The sequence below is a fragment of the Streptococcus mitis genome, from assembly GCF_019929545.1.
GTDB classification, from domain to species: domain Bacteria; phylum Bacillota; class Bacilli; order Lactobacillales; family Streptococcaceae; genus Streptococcus; species Streptococcus mitis_BU.
On sequence record NZ_JAHZPT010000035.1, the window covers coordinates 1 to 17,937 of the forward strand.

Annotated in this window: 15 protein-coding genes and 1 pseudogene; 11 read left to right on the forward strand and 5 right to left on the reverse strand. The window is 41.1% G+C overall.

The window, feature by feature from the left end; all coding sequences use genetic code 11:
• Window positions 1-61: 61 nt before the first annotated feature.
• Window positions 62-1,108 (reverse strand): hypothetical protein, encoded by a 1,047-nt coding sequence (locus K1I71_RS08510; protein WP_223330733.1) that lies wholly within the window; start codon window positions 1,106-1,108, stop codon window positions 62-64.
• A 319-nt stretch (window positions 1,109-1,427) separates the two neighbouring features.
• On the opposite strand from K1I71_RS08510, the gene K1I71_RS08515 reads away from it, so the two are divergent.
• From K1I71_RS08515 to K1I71_RS08535, 5 genes are all read left to right on the forward strand, one after another.
• Window positions 1,428-1,886 carry a CtsR family transcriptional regulator gene (locus K1I71_RS08515; RefSeq protein WP_223330734.1) on the forward strand — a complete coding sequence of 153 codons (459 nt, stop codon included), beginning with the start codon at window positions 1,428-1,430 and terminating at the stop codon, window positions 1,884-1,886.
• Between the two features lies 1 nt (window position 1,887).
• Complete coding sequence (locus K1I71_RS08520; RefSeq protein WP_223330735.1) at window positions 1,888-4,320, forward strand: ATP-dependent Clp protease ATP-binding subunit; 2,433 nt, start codon at window positions 1,888-1,890, stop codon at window positions 4,318-4,320.
• A gap of 147 nt (window positions 4,321-4,467) precedes the next feature.
• Entirely contained in the window at window positions 4,468-5,526 is a 1,059-nt protein-coding gene (locus tag K1I71_RS08525) for an AAA family ATPase (RefSeq protein WP_045605274.1), read from the forward strand.
• Between the two features lie 9 nt (window positions 5,527-5,535).
• Window positions 5,536-6,315 carry a nicotinamide riboside transporter PnuC gene (pnuC, locus tag K1I71_RS08530; RefSeq protein WP_223330736.1) on the forward strand — a complete coding sequence of 260 codons (780 nt, stop codon included), beginning with the start codon at window positions 5,536-5,538 and terminating at the stop codon, window positions 6,313-6,315.
• A gap of 1 nt (window position 6,316) precedes the next feature.
• Window positions 6,317-7,090 carry an NUDIX domain-containing protein gene (locus K1I71_RS08535; protein WP_023947305.1) on the forward strand — a complete coding sequence of 258 codons (774 nt, stop codon included), beginning with the start codon at window positions 6,317-6,319 and terminating at the stop codon, window positions 7,088-7,090.
• Between the two features lie 72 nt (window positions 7,091-7,162).
• On the opposite strand, the gene K1I71_RS08540 is transcribed toward K1I71_RS08535, so the two are convergent.
• Window positions 7,163-7,393, reverse strand: coding sequence for a hypothetical protein (locus K1I71_RS08540; protein WP_223330737.1), 231 nt, complete (start codon window positions 7,391-7,393; stop codon window positions 7,163-7,165).
• A gap of 278 nt (window positions 7,394-7,671) precedes the next feature.
• On the opposite strand from K1I71_RS08540, the gene K1I71_RS08545 reads away from it, so the two are divergent.
• A complete protein-coding gene (locus K1I71_RS08545) occupies window positions 7,672-8,355 on the forward strand; it encodes a hypothetical protein (RefSeq protein ID WP_223330738.1) in 684 nt (227 codons plus the stop codon).
• Between the two features lie 69 nt (window positions 8,356-8,424).
• Here the strand turns inward: K1I71_RS08545 and K1I71_RS08550 are convergent, their stop codons facing one another.
• Genes K1I71_RS08550 through hslO form a run of 3 tightly spaced genes read right to left on the reverse strand, consistent with a single transcriptional unit; the run spans window position 8,425 to window position 10,811 of the window.
• On the reverse strand, window positions 8,425-8,970 hold the full coding sequence (locus K1I71_RS08550; protein ID WP_033687585.1) for a cysteine hydrolase family protein: 546 nt from the start codon (window positions 8,968-8,970) through the stop codon (window positions 8,425-8,427).
• A gap of 1 nt (window position 8,971) precedes the next feature.
• Window positions 8,972-9,952 carry a tRNA dihydrouridine synthase DusB gene (gene dusB / locus K1I71_RS08555; RefSeq protein WP_000183308.1) on the reverse strand — a complete coding sequence of 327 codons (981 nt, stop codon included), beginning with the start codon at window positions 9,950-9,952 and terminating at the stop codon, window positions 8,972-8,974.
• A complete protein-coding gene (gene hslO, locus K1I71_RS08560; RefSeq protein WP_223330739.1) occupies window positions 9,939-10,811 on the reverse strand; it encodes an Hsp33 family molecular chaperone HslO in 873 nt (290 codons plus the stop codon). Before hslO ends, dusB begins: the two co-directional genes overlap by 14 nt.
• 164 nt (window positions 10,812-10,975) lie before the next feature.
• Here hslO and K1I71_RS08565 point away from each other — a divergent pair, with 164 nt between their 5' ends.
• The 5 genes and pseudogenes from K1I71_RS08565 to K1I71_RS08585 form a co-directional block, all read left to right on the forward strand.
• On the forward strand, window positions 10,976-12,403 hold the full coding sequence (locus K1I71_RS08565) for an AcpB/EbpR/MafR family transcriptional regulator (RefSeq protein ID WP_223330740.1): 1,428 nt from the start codon (window positions 10,976-10,978) through the stop codon (window positions 12,401-12,403).
• 158 nt (window positions 12,404-12,561) lie between these two features.
• Entirely contained in the window at window positions 12,562-14,067 is a 1,506-nt protein-coding gene (gene glpK, locus K1I71_RS08570; protein WP_223330741.1) for a glycerol kinase GlpK, read from the forward strand.
• Between the two features lie 36 nt (window positions 14,068-14,103).
• The gene (gene glpO / locus K1I71_RS08575; protein WP_223330742.1) at window positions 14,104-15,930 is read left to right on the forward strand and encodes a type 1 glycerol-3-phosphate oxidase; all 1,827 of its coding nucleotides are present in this window, start codon (window positions 14,104-14,106) and stop codon (window positions 15,928-15,930) included.
• A gap of 70 nt (window positions 15,931-16,000) precedes the next feature.
• On the forward strand, window positions 16,001-16,705 hold the full coding sequence (locus K1I71_RS08580) for an MIP/aquaporin family protein (RefSeq protein WP_223330743.1): 705 nt from the start codon (window positions 16,001-16,003) through the stop codon (window positions 16,703-16,705).
• Between the two features lie 404 nt (window positions 16,706-17,109).
• Window positions 17,110-17,859 (forward strand): annotated as a pseudogene (locus K1I71_RS08585) (MBOAT family O-acyltransferase); the annotation flags it as partial.
• Window positions 17,860-17,937 lie beyond the last annotated feature (78 nt).

The following is a 17,937-nucleotide window of genomic DNA, read 5'->3' on the forward strand; positions in this document are numbered from 1 at the left end:
TAATAACCTCATCTTATGATAAGGCTATTATCTCATATTTTGGTGTCCATTGGATAGGTTTTTAGAGGTGCCCTTTAAAATTTTTTGAGGAATGAAATTCAATCAGTTCTTCAAAGAATTTCGGGGGATTGGTAAATATTTGTAATGGGACATTTGAAATTTTATAATGAAATATATTATTTCTAAAATCTTGTCGGAAGTTAAAAATTTTTTCTTTGCGATCAAGGATATCAACAACTTCCTCCCGTTGGAAATCAGGCAATAAAGAGCTTTCCTTATTGAGAATCAAGCGTAAGGCTGTAATACTAACTAAATAGCATTGGCTTAGCGAGCGTGTAAAAAAGTAATTTTTTGATTTTAAGACACTTGGCATAATATGTACTACAAAATTATTCTGGCATAATATGTTAAATAAGAATAACTGAGTGCCCGTAGGCAGAACTCCTGTTAAAAAATTCCTTCTTTTAGATTCAAATAAGAAAAAATCACGTTGTTCAAAGTTTTCAATTTTAATATCCTGGATTGTAGGCTTCTTAATAGTTTTTTGATTTACTGAATTAATTAAAGTTCCTAAAGCTTTGCTAAATTCAAAAAATAAATCAGTAGCTCTTTTATCAAAATAGGAAATATCCTTTTTATCAGTTTTCGATAAAATACTTTCTAGGTAAATATGATATTGATTAGTGTTAGCGTATGGAATTTCGTTGAAGTAATATACCCCTAAATCATGTTGTCCAAAAATATTGATTACGAGTTTTTGAAATAAATTGTAATTTTCTACCATTTGTGAATAAAAGCGTCTCTCTATTTCAAGTATCAGTTTGTTAGCCTTGCTAAATTTTTTATCAGAGTATTGCTTATAACTCACTCGGACACTAGATATTATTTTTTGAAATTCCTGTTCTCCAATATTTGGAAAATCACTATGAACATCTCTGGGTAAAAACTTTAGTATTCCATCACAGAGAGATGATACAAAAGGAAGGATACCTATTGATAGTTCTGGATAAACTGTCTTATCCAAACTTACAATATTTTCAAGCAGTTGCCTTACTTCAGCAACTTCATCAAGTAGGATTGAAAAAGAAATCATTTCTATCTTATCCATGTTAATCCTTTCAGAAAGTTATTGTTTATATTATAGTTATTGTAACATTATTATTGATAATTGATTAGATGAATAAAAAAGCACCTTCAAAGGTGCTAGTTCTTGCCTGCTGAACTCGTCAATATTACGCCCTTTTTAGGGCTCTTTTTTGTGGACTTTTTTAGGAACTTTCAAGAAAAACTAAGGCGAATTAATGCCAAAGTGTTTTTTAAAAAAGTCAGTATTTCCAATGGTTGAGCCTTAAAAATTTGACTTATAGAGTGTTAAATGATAGTATAGTCAAAGATAGTCAAGGTTTAAAGAGAAAGGTGGGGTTGTAATGAGATTTAAAAATACATCGGATCATATTGAGGCCTACATCAAGGCGATTTTAGATCAATCTGGAATTGTGGAGTTGCAACGGAGTCAGTTGGCAGATACCTTTCAGGTTGTTCCTAGTCAGATTAACTACGTGATCAAGACACGCTTTACGGAAAGTAGAGGCTACTTGGTTGAAAGTAAGCGTGGTGGCGGAGGCTACATTCGTATAGGACGGATTGAGTTTTCTAGTCATCATGAAATGCTCCGAGAGCTGCTTTATTCGATTGGCGAGCGGGTCAGTCAAGAAATTTATGAGGATATTCTACAGCTTTTGGCTGAGCAGGAATTGATGACTAAGCAGGAGATGAATTTACTAGTAGCAGTAGCTTTGGATCGCGTTCTAGGAGAAGAAGCTCCAGTCCTTCGTGCAAACATGCTAAGACAGGTCATACAAGAGGTAGATAGAAAAGGGAAGTAAGATGAACTATTCAAAAGCATTGAATGAATGTATCGAAAGTGCCTACATGGTTGCTGGCCATTTTGGAGCTCGTTACCTAGAGTCTTGGCACTTGTTGATTGCCATGTCTAATCACAGTTATAGTGTGGCAGGGGCGACTTTAAATGATTATCCATATGAGATGGACCGTTTAGAAGAAGTCGCTTTGGAACTGACTGAAACGGACTATAGCCAGGATGAAACCTTTACGGAATTGCCGTTCTCCCATCGTTTGCAGGTTCTTTTTGACGAAGCAGAGTATGTAGCGTCAGTGGTCCATGCTAAGGTGCTGGGGACAGAGCACGTCCTTTATGCGATTTTGCATGATGGCAATGCCTTGGCGACTCGTATCTTGGAGAGGGCTGGTTTTTCTTATGAAGACAAGAAAGATCAGGTCAAGATTGCTGCTCTTCGTCGAAATTTAGAAGAACGGGCAGGCTGGACTCGTGAAGACCTCAAGGCTTTACGCCAACGCCATCGTACAGTAGCTGATAAGCAAAATTCTATGGCCAATATGATGGGCATGCCCCAGACTCCAAGCGGTGGTCTCGAGGATTATACGCATGATTTGACAGAGCAAGCGCGTTCTGGCAAGTTAGAACCAGTCATCGGTCGGGATAAGGAAATCTCGCGTATGATTCAAATCTTGAGCCGTAAGACCAAGAACAATCCTGTCTTGGTTGGGGATGCTGGTGTCGGGAAAACAGCCTTGGCGCTTGGACTCGCTCAGCGTATTGCTAGTGGTGATGTACCTGCGGAAATGGCTAAGATGCGCGTGTTAGAGCTGGATTTGATGAATGTCGTTGCAGGGACACGTTTCCGTGGTGACTTTGAAGAACGCATGAACAATATCATTAAGGATATTGAAGAAGATGGCCAAGTAATCCTCTTTATCGATGAACTTCACACTATCATGGGTTCTGGTAGTGGGATTGACTCAACTCTGGATGCGGCTAATATCTTGAAGCCAGCCTTGGCGCGTGGAACTTTGAGAACAGTTGGTGCGACCACTCAGGAAGAATACCAAAAACATATTGAAAAAGATGCAGCCCTTTCTCGTCGTTTCGCCAAAGTGACGATTGAAGAGCCAAGTGTGGCAGACAGCATGACCATTTTGCAAGGCTTGAAGGCGACTTATGAAAAATATCACCGGGTGCAAATCACAGATGAAGCGGTTGAAACAGCCGTTAAGATGGCTCATCGTTACTTAACTAGTCGTCACTTGCCAGACTCTGCTATCGACCTCTTGGATGAGGCAGCAGCAACAGTGCAAAATAAGTCAAAGCATGTAAAAGCAGACGATTCAGGTTTGAGTCCAGCTGACAAGGCCCTGATGGATGGTAAGTGGAAACAGGCAGCCCAGCTAATCGCAAAAGAAGAGGAAGTGCCTGTCTATAAAGACTTGGTGACAGAGTCTGATATTTTGACCACCTTGAGTCGTTTGTCAGGTATCCCAGTCCAAAAACTGACTCAGACTGATGCCAAGAAATACCTGAATCTGGAAGCTGAACTGCACAAACGTGTCATCGGTCAAGATCAAGCAGTTTCAAGCATTAGCCGTGCCATTCGCCGCAATCAGTCAGGGATTCGCAGTCACGAGCGTCCGATTGGTTCCTTTATGTTCCTAGGACCTACAGGTGTCGGTAAGACCGAATTGGCTAAGGCTCTGGCAGAAGTTCTTTTTGACGACGAATCAGCTCTTATCCGCTTTGATATGAGTGAGTATATGGAGAAATTCGCAGCCAGTCGTCTCAACGGAGCTCCTCCAGGCTATGTGGGGTATGAAGAAGGTGGGGAGTTGACAGAGAAGGTTCGCAATAAACCCTATTCCGTTCTCCTCTTTGACGAGGTAGAGAAGGCCCATCCAGACATCTTTAATGTCCTCTTGCAGGTCTTGGATGACGGTGTCTTGACCGATAGCAAGGGACGCAAGGTTGACTTTTCAAATACCATTATCATCATGACGTCAAATCTTGGTGCGACAGCCCTTCGTGATGACAAGACTGTCGGATTTGGGGCTAAGGACATTCGTTTTGATCAGGAGAATATGGAAAAACGCATGTTTGAAGAGCTGAAAAAAGCTTATAGACCTGAGTTTATCAACCGTATTGATGAAAAGGTGGTCTTCCATAGCCTGTCTAGCGATCATATGCAGGAAGTGGTGAAGATTATGGTCAAACCTTTAGTGGCAAGTTTGGCTGAAAAAGGCATTGATTTGAAATTACAAGCTTCCGCACTGAAATTATTGGCCAATCAAGGATATGACCCAGAGATGGGAGCTCGTCCACTTCGCAGAACCCTACAAACAGAAGTGGAAGACAAGTTGGCAGAACTTCTTCTTAAGGGAGATTTGGTGGCAGGCAGCACACTTAAGATTGGTGTCAAAGCAGGCCAGTTAAAATTTGATATTGCATAAAAATGGAGAATCAGGAGCAATCTTGATTCTCTTTTTCGCAATCTTTTTATAAAAAATGATAAAAAACTATTGACAAAACAAATATATAGTTTATAATAAAAACATAGATAACAAAAATATCAAAAATTATAAAAAGGCAATGCGTTTATGAAAAAGAAAACAGCAGTGGTATTTGGAACCTTTGCTCCACTTCATCAAGGACATATTGATCTGATTCAGCGAGCGAAGCGGCAGTGTGACCAGGTCTGGGTTGTCGTTTCAGGCTATGAGGGAGATAGAGGGGAGCAGGTAGGCTTAACGCTTCAAAAAAGATTTCGCTATATCCGAGAGGCCTTTCGTGATGACGAGTTGACCTCTGTCTGCAAGTTAGACGAGAGCAAGCTTCCCCGTTACCCTATGGGCTGGCAGGAGTGGTTGGACCAAATGTTAGAGGAGATTTCCTATGATGAAACCCAGCAAGAACTAATTTTCTTTGTGGGAGAAGCAGACTACCAGCAAGAATTATCAAATCGTGGCTTTGAGACTGTCTTGCAAGAAAGAAAGTTTGGTATCTCAGCGACTATGATTCGAGAAAATCCAAGCAAATATTGGAAATATATTGCTCAACCCTTCCGACGTCAGTTTACAAAGAAAGTGTTGATTATGGGAAGTGCCAGCAATGGGAAGACCACTCTAGCCAAGGATTTGGCTAGGTATTACGATGCACCAGTCAGCTTGGAATACGCACGTGAGTACCAGATCAAAAACAATGTCCGCGACGATGAATTGACTCCAAAGGATTATTATTATCTCCTGTTGGGGCAGTATGACCAGACCTCTAAGTTAATTGACAGTAATGCCAATAGGGGACTGGTGATAGCTGATACCAACTCCTTAGTAACCAAGGGCTACTATGATTATTACATGGAGACTGAGGACCAAGGGGATTTATCAGGAGAGACTTTTGATAATCTCTTTGCCTCAATCTTAGCTAAGGAAAAATGGGACTTGATTCTCTTTGTGCAGCCTGTCGGCTCCTATGTCAATGACGGATTTAGAGATATGACTATGGCAGAAGACCATATTCGTCATAGTTTTTCCCAGCATTTGGACCAGATGAGAGAGCGATATTTAACCACCATTCCACTAGTTTATCTAGCTGAGGATTACCTAGGCAATTATGAAGCAGCAAAAGTGGCTATTGATGCCATTTACCAAACAGATTAGGAGACAATTATGAAAAAACTAACTGAAAAAATCACACAATTTATCAAAAACTTTAAAAACGTCCATGCGGAAGCCCGCAAGATTGGTTTTGCAGGAATCATGAACCTGCTCTGGAAAGATCTCTTTGTCGGCCGTAGCCTCTTCCAGTGGTTGTATCTCATCGTCCTGTCAAGTGTTCCCTTGATCTTGGAATTTACGCAAAACACAGAAAGTCATGACTGGATGAGCTTGTTTGCATCTTGGACTGGAATTGTCTGTGTTATCTTGGTAGCAGAAGGGCGTGCAAGCAATTATCTCTTTGGGGCCATTAACTCTGCTATCTATTTGGTTTTGGCTATGAATGCGACTTTTTATGGTGAAGTTTTGACGACTGTTTACTTCTTTGTCATGCAGCCGATTGGCCTCTATGCTTGGTTGTCCAATCGTATCAATGTCCAAGGAAAAGTAGAAGAATCTCACTTTGAAGCTAAGAAATTATCTGTGCTTGACTGGCTCAAGTACTTGGCTTTGACTGCTATCATTTGGATTGGTATGGGCTTGGCATACCAAAGTATCCATAGTGCTCGCCCTTTCCGTGATAGTGTTACCGATGCGACCAATGGTGTTGGTCAGCTCTTGATGACACGTCTCTACCGTGAGCAATGGATTTTCTGGATTGCAACCAATCTCTTTAGTATTTATCTCTGGTGGGGTGAAAATATCCACATCCAAGGGATGTACTGGGTTTACACTCTCAATAGTCTAGTAGGTTGGTACCAATGGACTAAGGCAGTTCGTAAGGAGGCATAAAATGACGGACACGATGATTCCATCAGGGATGACGGAAAAAGAATATTTTGAAATTCATGCCAGTCAGGAGGAGTTTTTGGATTGGTACTACAAGCAGGAACTCCCTCAATACGAAAAACCAAGTGTGACGGTGGATATGGTAGCCTACTGCTTTGTCGAAGGAAAGATCAAGCTCTTATTAATTCGTCGCAAGGCTCACCCTTATCAAAATTGTTTGGCTCTGGTTGGAGGATTTATGGACAAGGGCGAAGATGCTGCACATGCTTGTCAGCGCGAGGTGAAAGAAGAGGTCAACCTCGAACTCCCTTTAGAAAAAATTGAGCAATTGATGACTGTATCGACCCCCGGCCGTGACCCACGGGGCTGGACAGTGACCATTGCCCACTTGGTTTATCTGCCTAGTTGTGCATTAGAACTTGTTCAAGCAGGAGACGATGCTAAGGATGTGGTTTTTGTAGATGTCGATTTTCAGACAGGCAAGTGCTTCTTAAAGGGAGTAGAGTTGGAGGAGCAAGCCTTCGCTTTTGACCATTATGCCATTATCCAAGAATCCATCAAACGAATCCAAGGCCGTCTCGACTGGAATCCGACCTTCCTCTATCTGCTGGAGGAGGAGTTCACTGTCTACGAAGGAACTGAACTGGTCAATCTTATCAACCCCGGTCGTCCAATCGTCAGCAATAACTTTCTCGTAAAATACGGAGAATATGTAGAAGAAGTCGGACTCAAACGAGTACCTAAAAAGAAACCAAGAAAAACCTATCGATTGAAATAAAAAGCGAGGTCGGGACAAAGTTCCCGACCTCTTTATGTACCATCATGAGATGGTTTTGTGTTGCGACTGTTTTTAGGGATGGCTATCTTTCTTAGAATTACTCAACATGTGAGTAAAGAAGTCTTTGTATCGATACTTGAGATAGTTCTCATGTAAAAATAACAAAGCGATATAGACAATCAAAAAGATTGTAGTCAGATAGAAGACATCAAATGCAGTTCGCGCATAGTAAGTGGCTGATTGATAAGAGCCAATAGCTCCCAAAATCAACCAAGGCAGATATTTGTAATACTTGTTTGACATAAACCTATACCTCCTATATCCTATTTCAATGTTATTATATTCCTTTGCACTTAAAGATGCAAGCGATTACAAAAAAATAAATTCAAACTTTTAATAGGAAAATCTCCTGTTTTTCTGTTTTATTACGAATAGAAGAGTAGGAGGAGTAAAGGTGTCTAAATTATGTGAGATTTTTAAAATAGTTTAGATAAATTGTTGACATATTTAAATTAGAATGTTACAATTATATTACAAAAAGATTTCTTTATATTTCTAAAATATTACAAAGGAGTAGAAAAATGAAAAAGAAAACCTATATCAAATTGATGGCAGCGACTGTATTAGCTTCTACCCTACTATTAGGAGCTTGTGGAAATAAAAAGGAAACAACTCAAGCAAGTAGTTCTGCTAAGGCAAGCCAATCATCAAGCTCTAAAGCAGCTTCTGCTAGCAAAGAAAGCAAGACTCATAAGTCCTCAAGTTCAGCTTCATCTGAAAAGGCCAAGGCATCTACCGACCAGTCCTCAGTAAGTGCAACACCATCACAAGCGGCACCTGCACCAGAGCAAAGACAAGGTCAAGAAGTGGCTAGTCAACAAACTCCTGCTCAGACTCCTTCAACTCAACAAGCTCCTCAAGCTCAGTCTAACCAATCAAGCTATGATCCTACAACTGACCGCAAACTTCAAGACAAGCAAGCAGAGCAAAATAAACGCTACAAGGGTGTTTTAACCATGGTAGATGGTGATTTCTCAGCTGCAGCGGGCAATTGGAAGGGAGCTAATGGCGAAACAATCACAGTTTCATCAGGAGGCCAATTCACAGTAGAATCTGCTGATGGAAAGAAAGAAAATTACTCTATCAAAGGCTATTCTTATACTCTTGATGATGGTAAGTATAATGCCAAAATCGGTGGAGGAAAAATCATCCAAATTACAACAGGAGCGGATGGCAAGGTTTCCAGTGTTGCTTTGAGTCAATAATAGCTCTCAGTATTTGAATTTTTACAATCAAAGAAAATCCGTCAGCTCAATAAGAGTTGACGGATTATTTTATACTTTGGTTAAAAATTCTTCTGTAGTAAGAATTTGAGCAAACTCATCTTGTAGAGAAAGGAGATTAATCTCATGGATAGTCTCAGGAGAGATGGCCTGACCGTTTTTGTTAGATAGTGTAAAACTGGCAGTAGCATCTGCTAGTAAAGTGACTTCAAAACCAAGATTTGCTGCCATTCGTGTCGTAGTAGATACACAATGAGGCAGGGTCAAACCAACAACGACTAAATTACAAATCTGATTTTTTCGTAAATATGTTTCAAGATTTGTTCCAATAAAGGTGCTATTAACCGTTTTTTGAAAGATAGGTTCTGCAGTAACTGGTTCAAATCCACTTTTAAACACCTGATTTTGTTTGTTATGAAATTGCGACTGGGGATTGTCAGATATGTGTTGAACATGTAAGACTGGAAGAGCGTGCTTACGAAAGTATGCCAGTACCCTCAGTGCTTGTTGTTCAGCTTGAGGGTTGTTTCGTTCTCCCCAGATAGGGTTATCAAATGCTTTTTGCATATCGATAACCAGTAGAGCAGTATGAACCATTTTAAGCCTTATCCAACTGCAAGAGAGCCTCAATCTCTGCCAGAGTGCTAGCTTGTGAAATAGCTCCACGGAGTTTGGCTGCGCCAGATGTTCCACGGAGGTAGTGAGGAGCGAGGCCACGGAATTCACGAACTGCTACGTTTTCTCCTTTGAGGTTAATCAATCGTTTCAAGTGTTCGTAGGCGATTTTCATCTTGTCTTCAAAGGTCAAATCAGGTAGGATTTCTCCTGTTTCAAAGTAATGGTTGATTTGGTTGAAGAGGTAAGGATTTCCCATGGCAGCGCGGCCAATCATAACTGCGTCAGCACCAACTTCTTCGATGCGTTGTTTGGCTTCTTGGACAGTACGGATATCACCGTTGGCGATAAATGGAATCTTGGTCAAAGCTTGAGCGACCTTGTGAAGTGTCTCAAGGTCTGCGTGACCTGTATACATTTGCTCACGGGTACGGCCATGCATGGCGAGGGCAGAAACACCTGCAGCTTCAGCAGCGAGGGCATTTTCTACTGCAAGAGACGGGTCAGCCCAGCCGGTACGCATTTTGACAGTAAGTGGAATATCAAGGACAGACTGGACCTTGTTGATGATGGAGTAAATCTTATCTGGATCCTTGAGCCACATAGCGCCAGCTTCGTTCTTCACGATTTTGTTGACTGGGCAGCCCATGTTGATATCCACGATATCGGTTTTGGTGTTTTCTTGGATGAATTCTGCTGCGCGTGCTAGGCTGTCTTCGTCACTACCAAAAAGTTGGATAGAGACAGGGTTTTCGCCTTCATCGATATGAAGCATGTGCAGGGTTTTTTCGTTGTTGTATTGAATTCCCTTGTCAGAGACCATTTCCATGACAACGAGTCCAGCTCCGAGCTCTTTTGCGATGGTACGAAAGGCTGAGTTTGTCACGCCAGCCATAGGCGCTAAAACAGTACGATTGGGAATCTCAACATTGCCAATCATAAAGGGTGTATTAAGATTTGTCACGAATGAGTTCCTCCAGGTCGTTTTCATCAAAGTTGTAAGTAGTTTGGCAGAATTGACAAGTGATTTCTGCTCCGTGGTCTTCCTCTTTCATTTCCTGTAGGTCTGAGCTTGGAAGGCTGGCAAGAGCGTTCATAAAGCGCTCATGGCTACAGTCACATTGGAAACGGATTTCTTCTTCAGAAAGACGCTTGTAGGCCTCGTCACCGTAGATAGCCTTGAGGAGGGCTTCGATATGGTCTTCACTTTCTAGAAGAGTCGATATAGCTGGCATTGCTTGGATGCGTTTTTCAAAGCGAGCAATCTCTTCTTCCTTGGCTCCTGGCAAGACTTGGACTAGGAAACCACCTGCAACCTTGATCTTATCTTCCTCGTCCAAAAGGACATTGAGGCCGACTGCTGAAGGTGTTTGTTGGCTTTCAGTCAGGTAAAAGGCAAGGTCTTCACCGATTTCTCCAGAGATGAGAGGAGTCATAGAGTTGTAAGGATTTCCAGTACCGTAGTCTGTGATAACGAGGAATTGACCATTGCCAACAAAAGGTCCAACTAGGACTTCACCAGTTGCAGTCTTTTTGATGTCAACACCAGGATTTTGAACGTAGCCTTTGACGTTCCCCTTGGTATCTGCGACAGTGATAATGGCCCCTAGGGAGCTAGATCCCAGCACCTTCACTGTTAGTTTAGTATTTCCTTTTTCATTGGCTGCGAGAATCTGGCTGGCGATAAGAGTTCGACCAAGCGCTACAGTTGAGCTAGCTTGGGTTTGGTGTTTTTCTTGAGCAGTGCGGACGGTTTCTGTGCTATCAAGGACAAAAGCACGAAAGGCTCCGCTTTCTGATATCGTTTTAATAATTTTATCCATAGCTACTATTTTAGCATAAAAATGCCCAAAGGGGGAGCCGTGTGTTTGCTGATTTTCAGGATAATGGACCAGGAAATCAGCATGAAAATAAAAAGAGAAACAGATTATTTCAGCATTTGTAAGATTTATGCTATGCTTAAGGTAGAAAATGAAAGGGGTAACAAATGTATTTAGGAGATTTGATGGAAAAGGCTGAATCTGGCCAATTTTCAATTCTTTCCTTTCTATTGCAAGAGTCTCAGACGACAGTCAAGGCTGTAATGGAGGAAACAGGATTTTCAAAAGCAACCCTAACCAAATATGTCACCCTGCTTAATGAAAAGGCTTCGGACAGTGGTTTAGAGCTAAACATCTCCTTAGAAGATGAAAATCTGCGTCTGTTAATCGGTGCAGCTACCAAGGGGAGAGATATCCGGAGCTTGTTTTTGGAGAATGCTGTTAAATACCAGATTTTGATTTATCTTCTCTACCACCAACAGTTTTTAGCTCATCAGCTGGCTCAAGAATTGATGATTAGTGAGGCAACGCTTGGCCGCCACTTGGCTGGTTTAAATCAGACTTTGTCAGAATTTGATTTATCTATTCAAAATGGACGTTGGCGAGGTCCAGAGCATCAGATTCGCTATTTCTATTTCTGTCTTTTCCGCAAGGTCTGGTCGAGTCAGGAGTGGGAAGGTCACATGCAGAAGTCAGAGAGAAAGCAGGAAATTGCTACACTAGAAGAAATCTGCGGTGCGAGTTTGTCTTCGGGTCAGAAATTGGACTTGGTTTTGTGGAGTCACATCAGTCAGCAACGTCTTCGGGTCAACGCCTGTCAGTTTCAAGTCATAGAAGAAAAAATGCGAGGGTATTTTGACAATATTTTCTACCTTCGTTTGCTGAGAAAGGCTCCGTCCTTTTTCGCTGGACAACACCTTCCTCTAGGAACTGAGGATGGGGAGATGATGATTTTCTTCTCTTTCCTCCTATCTCATCGCATCCTTCCTCTTCATACAATGGAGTATATCCTTGGTTTTGGAGGGCAGTTGGTAGGTTTACTGACGCAATTGATTCAAGAAATGAAGAAGGAGGAATTGCTGGGGGCTTATACGGAGGACCATGTCACCTATGAACTCAGTCAGCTTTGTGCTCAAGTCTATCTCTATAAGGGCTATATTTTACAGGACCGCTACAAGTACCAGTTAGAGAATCGTCATCCTTATTTGTTGATGGAACATGATTTTAAGGGGATAGCAGAGGAGATTTTTCATGTTCTACCTGCCTTTCAGCAGGGGACGGATTTGGATAAGAAAATTCTCTGGGAATGGCTCCAGTTAATGGAATATATGGCTGAAAATGGTGGCCGGCATATGAAGATTGGTTTGGACTTAACCTCTGGTTTTCTGGTCTTTTCGAGAATGTCTGCTATTTTGAAGCGTTATTTAGAATACAATCGTTTTATCACCATAGAGGCGTATGATCAAACTCGGCATTATGATTTACTGGTTACCAATAACCCGATTCATAAGAAGGAACAGACCCCAGTTTATTATTTAAAAAACGACTTGGATTTGGAAGATTTGGCAGGAATTCGTCAGTTACTCTTTAACTAAAAGGCTTAGTGAAACTAGGTCTTTTTTTGAAATTCAAATAATCTCCTCACATTTTTTTTAAAATAAAAAAAAGTTGATAAACAAGAAAGCGCTTTATTTTGTATACTAGTTAGTGTAAAGAGGAGACATCCTCAAGATCTTTATGAGGAGGACATCACATGTCACAAGAAAAATACATTATGGCCATTGACCAGGGGACTACAAGTTCTCGTGCCATTATCTTTAACAAAAAAGGTGAAAAAGTTAGCTCTAGTCAAAAAGAGTTCACTCAAATTTTCCCTCACGCAGGTTGGGTAGAACATAATGCAAATGAAATTTGGAATTCTGTACAGTCTGTTATTGCGGGTGCTTTCATTGACAGTGGTGTGAAGCCAAATCAAATCGAAGCAATCGGGATCACTAACCAACGTGAAACAACAGTTGTTTGGGATAAGAAAACAGGGCTTCCAATCTATAATGCCATCGTTTGGCAATCTCGTCAGACAGCTCCCCTAGCTGAGCAACTAAAAAGCAAAGGCTATGTGGAAAAGTTCCATGAAAAAACTGGTTTGATTATCGACGCTTACTTCTCAGCAACGAAGGTTCGTTGGATTTTGGACCATGTTGAAGGTGCTCAAGAGAGAGCTGAAAAGGGTGAATTGCTCTTTGGTACTATTGATACTTGGTTGGTTTGGAAATTGACAGATGGTGCGTCTCACGTAACGGATTATTCAAATGCAGCCCGTACGATGCTCTACAATATCAAGGAACTCAAATGGGATGATGAGATTTTGGAAATCCTCAATATTCCTAAAGCAATGTTGCCAGAAGTTCGTTCTAACTCTGAAATCTACGGTAAAACAGCTCCATTCCACTTCTATGGTGGAGAAGTTCCAATCTCAGGTATGGCAGGGGACCAACAGGCAGCTCTCTTTGGACAGTTAGCCTTTGAACCAGGTATGGTTAAAAATACTTATGGAACAGGTTCTTTCATCATCATGAATACTGGTGAAGAAATGCAATTGTCTGAAAACAACCTCTTGACAACTATCGGTTACGGTATTAATGGCAAGGTTTACTATGCTTTGGAAGGTTCTATCTTTATCGCAGGAAGTGCGATTCAATGGCTTCGTGATGGACTTCGTATGGTAGAAAACTCACCAGAATCTGAAAAGTATGCTCGTGATTCTCACAGCGATGATGAAGTATATGTCGTTCCAGCCTTTACAGGATTAGGTGCTCCATATTGGAATCAAAATGCTCGCGGTTCTGTCTTTGGATTGACTCGTGGAACAAGTAAGGAAGATTTTATCAAGGCAACTCTTCAATCAATTGCTTATCAAGTGCGTGATATCATTGACACAATGCAGGTGGATGCTCAAACAGCTATTCAAGTATTGAAAGTAGATGGTGGAGCAGCTATGAATAACTTCCTCATGCAGTTCCAAGCTGATATTTTAGGAATTGACATTGCACGTGCCAAGAACTTAGAAACTACAGCTTTAGGTGCGGCCTTCCTAGCAGGTTTGGCAGTTGGTTACTGGAAAGACTTGGATGAGTTGAAACTCTTGAATGAGACTGGAGAACTCTTTGAACCATCTATGAATGAATCTCGTAAGGAACAACTTTACAAGGGTTGGAAGAAGGCTGTGAAAGCAACTCAAGTTTTTGCAGAAGAAGACTAATACTGATGACAGAACTTAACTAGAAAGTGTGTAAAAATGGAATTTTCAAAGAAAACACGTGAATTATCAATTAAAAAAATGCAGGAACGTACTCTGGACCTCTTAATTATCGGTGGAGGAATCACAGGGGCTGGTGTAGCCTTGCAGGCGGCGGCTAGTGGTCTTGAAACTGGTTTGATTGAAATGCAGGACTTCGCAGAAGGAACATCCAGTCGTTCAACAAAATTGGTTCACGGAGGACTACGTTACCTTAAGCAATTTGATGTAGAAGTGGTATCAGATACGGTTTCTGAACGTGCAGTGGTTCAACAAATCGCTCCACATATTCCAAAACCAGATCCAATGCTCTTGCCAGTTTACGATGAAGATGGAGCGACCTTTAGCCTCTTCCGTCTCAAAGTAGCCATGGACTTGTATGACCTTTTGGCAGGAGTTAACAACACACCAGCTGCTAACAAGGTTTTGAGTAAGGAAGAAGTCTTGGAACGCCAGCCAAACTTGAAGAAAGAAGGTTTGGTAGGAGGTGGGGTTTACCTTGACTTCCGTAACAACGATGCGCGTCTTGTGATTGAAAACATCAAACGTGCCAACCAAGACGGTGCCCTCATTGCCAACCACGTGAAGGCAGAAGGCTTCCTATTTGACGAAAGTGGCAAGATTACAGGTGTTGTAGCTCGTGATCTCTTGACAGACCAAGTCTTTGAAATCAAGGCTCGTCTGGTTATCAATACAACAGGTCCTTGGAGCGACAAGGTGCGCAATTTGTCTAATAAGGGAACACAATTCTCACAAATGCGTCCAACTAAGGGAGTTCACTTGGTAGTGGATTCAAGTAAGATCAAGGTTTCACAGCCAGTTTACTTTGACACAGGTTTGGGTGACGGTCGTATGGTCTTTGTTCTCCCACGTGAAAACAAGACTTACTTTGGTACAACTGATACAGACTACACAGGTGATTTGGAACATCCAAAAGTGACTCAGGAAGATGTAGATTACCTACTTGGCATTGTCAACAACCGCTTCCCAGAAGCGAATATTACAGTTGCTGACATTGAAAGTAGCTGGGCAGGTCTTCGTCCATTGATCGCAGGCAATAGCGCTTCTGACTACAATGGAGGAAATAACGGTACAATCAGTGATGAAAGCTTTAACAACTTGATTGCGACTGTTGAATCTTATCTCTCTAAAGAAAAAACGCGTGAAGATGTTGAGTCTGCTGTCAGCAAACTTGAAAGTAGCACATCTGAGAAGCATTTGGATCCATCTGCAGTTTCTCGTGGTTCTAGCTTGGACCGAGACGATAATGGTCTCTTGACCCTTGCTGGTGGTAAAATCACAGACTACCGTAAGATGGCTGAAGGAGCTATGGAGCGCGTGGTTGACATCCTCAAAGCAGAATTTGACCGCAGCTTTAAACTGATCAACTCTAAGACTTACCCTGTTTCAGGTGGGGAATTGAACCCAGCAAATGTGGACTCAGAAATCGAAGCCTTTGCGCAACTTGGAGTGTCACGTGGCTTGGATAGCAAGGAAGCTCACTATTTAGCAAATCTCTACGGTTCAAATGCACCGAAGGTCTTTGCTCTTGCTCATAGTTTAGAACAAGCACCAGGTCTTAGCTTGGCAGACACCTTGTCCCTTCACTATTCAATGCGCAACGAGTTGGCTCTTAGCCCAGTTGACTTCCTTCTTCGTCGTACCAACCACATGCTCTTTATGCGTGATAGTTTGGATAGTATCGTTGAGCCAGTTTTGGATGAAATGGGACGATTCTATGAATGGACAGAAGATGAAAAAGCAGCTTACCGTGCTGATGTCGAATCAGCTCTTGCTAACAACGATTTAGCAGAATTAAAAAATTAAGAAAAAATAAAAGAGGTGGCGGGCAGGACTCCTAGTCTACCCTCTCCTCCTTTTTAATGGAGACAGAAAGATGATGAATGAATTATTTGGAGAGTTTTTAGGGACTTTAATCCTGATTCTTCTAGGAAATGGTGTTGTTGCTGGTGTGGTTCTTCCAAAAACCAAGAGCAACAGCTCAGGTTGGATTGTGATTACTATGGGTTGGGGGATTGCAGTTGCAGTTGCAGTCTTTGTATCTGGAAAACTCAGTCCAGCTCATTTGAATCCAGCTGTGACAATTGGTGTGGCTTTAAAAGGTGACTTGCCTTGGGCATCAGTATTTCCTTATATCCTAGCCCAGTTCGCAGGGGCTATGCTCGGTCAGATTTTGGTTTGGTTGCAATTCAAACCGCATTATGAGGCAGAAGAAAATGCAGGAAATATCCTAGCAACCTTCAGTACTGGGCCAGCCATCAAGGATACAGTTTCTAACTTGATCAGTGAAATCCTTGGAACCTTTGTTTTGGTGTTGACAATCTTTGCTTTGGGGCTTTACGATTTTCAGGCAGGTATAGGAACCTTTGCAGTTGGTACCTTGATTGTCGGTATCGGTCTGTCACTTGGCGGAACAACAGGTTATGCATTGAACCCAGCTCGTGACCTTGGACCTCGTATCATACACAGCCTTCTTCCAATTTCAAACAAGGGAGACGGAGACTGGTCTTATGCTTGGATTCCTGTTGTGGGACCTGTTATTGGTGCAGCCTTGGCCGTGCTTGTATTCTCACTTTTCTAAGATATTAAAACTCAATTATTCATACCGTAATAAACATAACTTACAAAAAACGACCAAAATAAGGAGCACTTTCTCACTTCATTTTGGTCGTTTTGATTTTTTTAAGTTTGTATACTGGTGTTGATTACTATTTTAGCTAAAAAGGCAGAATCCTTAACTGGTTCCTTCATCAATTTTTTGTTCTTGAATTTTATTTATGGTGTGAATAATTTTGTCTCATTATTGGGGTTCAGTACTGAGAGTCAGTTGGATTTTTTATTTTAAGAAATAAAATAAAAAAAGTATTTTTAGTTTTTAAATTATGATATAATGAATAAAGTTAACTATCCTTGGTAATATGATAGGAACTAATCTTAAAAAGATAAATCAAGAGATGAGAAAAAGAAAAAAGGAGTTTGGCTGGTATGAATTATTTCGAGGGGAATGAGTTTTTCCTTCTTTTGTTTGTAGTTTTACTAATTGGTTTTGTAGTAAACTTTTTTGAAAAACGTAAGGACTACTATATTTTGGTGCTCTCCCTCTTATTTGTAGGAGCTATTTATGGCAAGAGTAGAGCAATGATTGTCTATTTACTTGCCTTTGTCATTTACCAATATTTTCTGGTTTTCATAGCACAGAGGATAGAAACAAAGCGGCTGAAACCTCTGGTTTTCCTTTCTATTTTTCCTTTGGTAATCAATAAAGTCTTTGCCCTGACTTCTCTGCATTTGTTGGCCTTTATTGGAATTTCTTACATGTCCTTTAAGACCATTCAGATCATGCTGGAGATATTGGATGGCTTGATTAAAGAAAAGATTAGCATAAAAGACTACCTGCAATTTTTACTTTTTTTCCCTACAGTTAGTGCTGGTCCGATTGATCGGAGTAGGAGATTTTTAAAAGAGATAAACGAGGTCATGCCTCGAAAAGAGTATCTAGAGTTAGCAGGGGACGGTGTGTATCGTATCATTCTAGGCCTTCTTTACAAGGTTGTTTTATCAACCTATGTTTACCAGATGTTACTCGCTCTAAATAATACTGGCACAGTCATTTACTCAATCAAGTATATGTACCTCTATACCTTGTATCTGTTCTTCGACTTTGCAGGCTATAGTCTAATGGCCGTTGGAAGTAGCAACATTCTAGGTATTCAGACACCGATGAACTTTAACAAACGGGCACCTCTAAAAACCTATCCAATGGACACCAAAATATGAGATAATAGCCTTATCATAAGATGAGGTTATTATTTA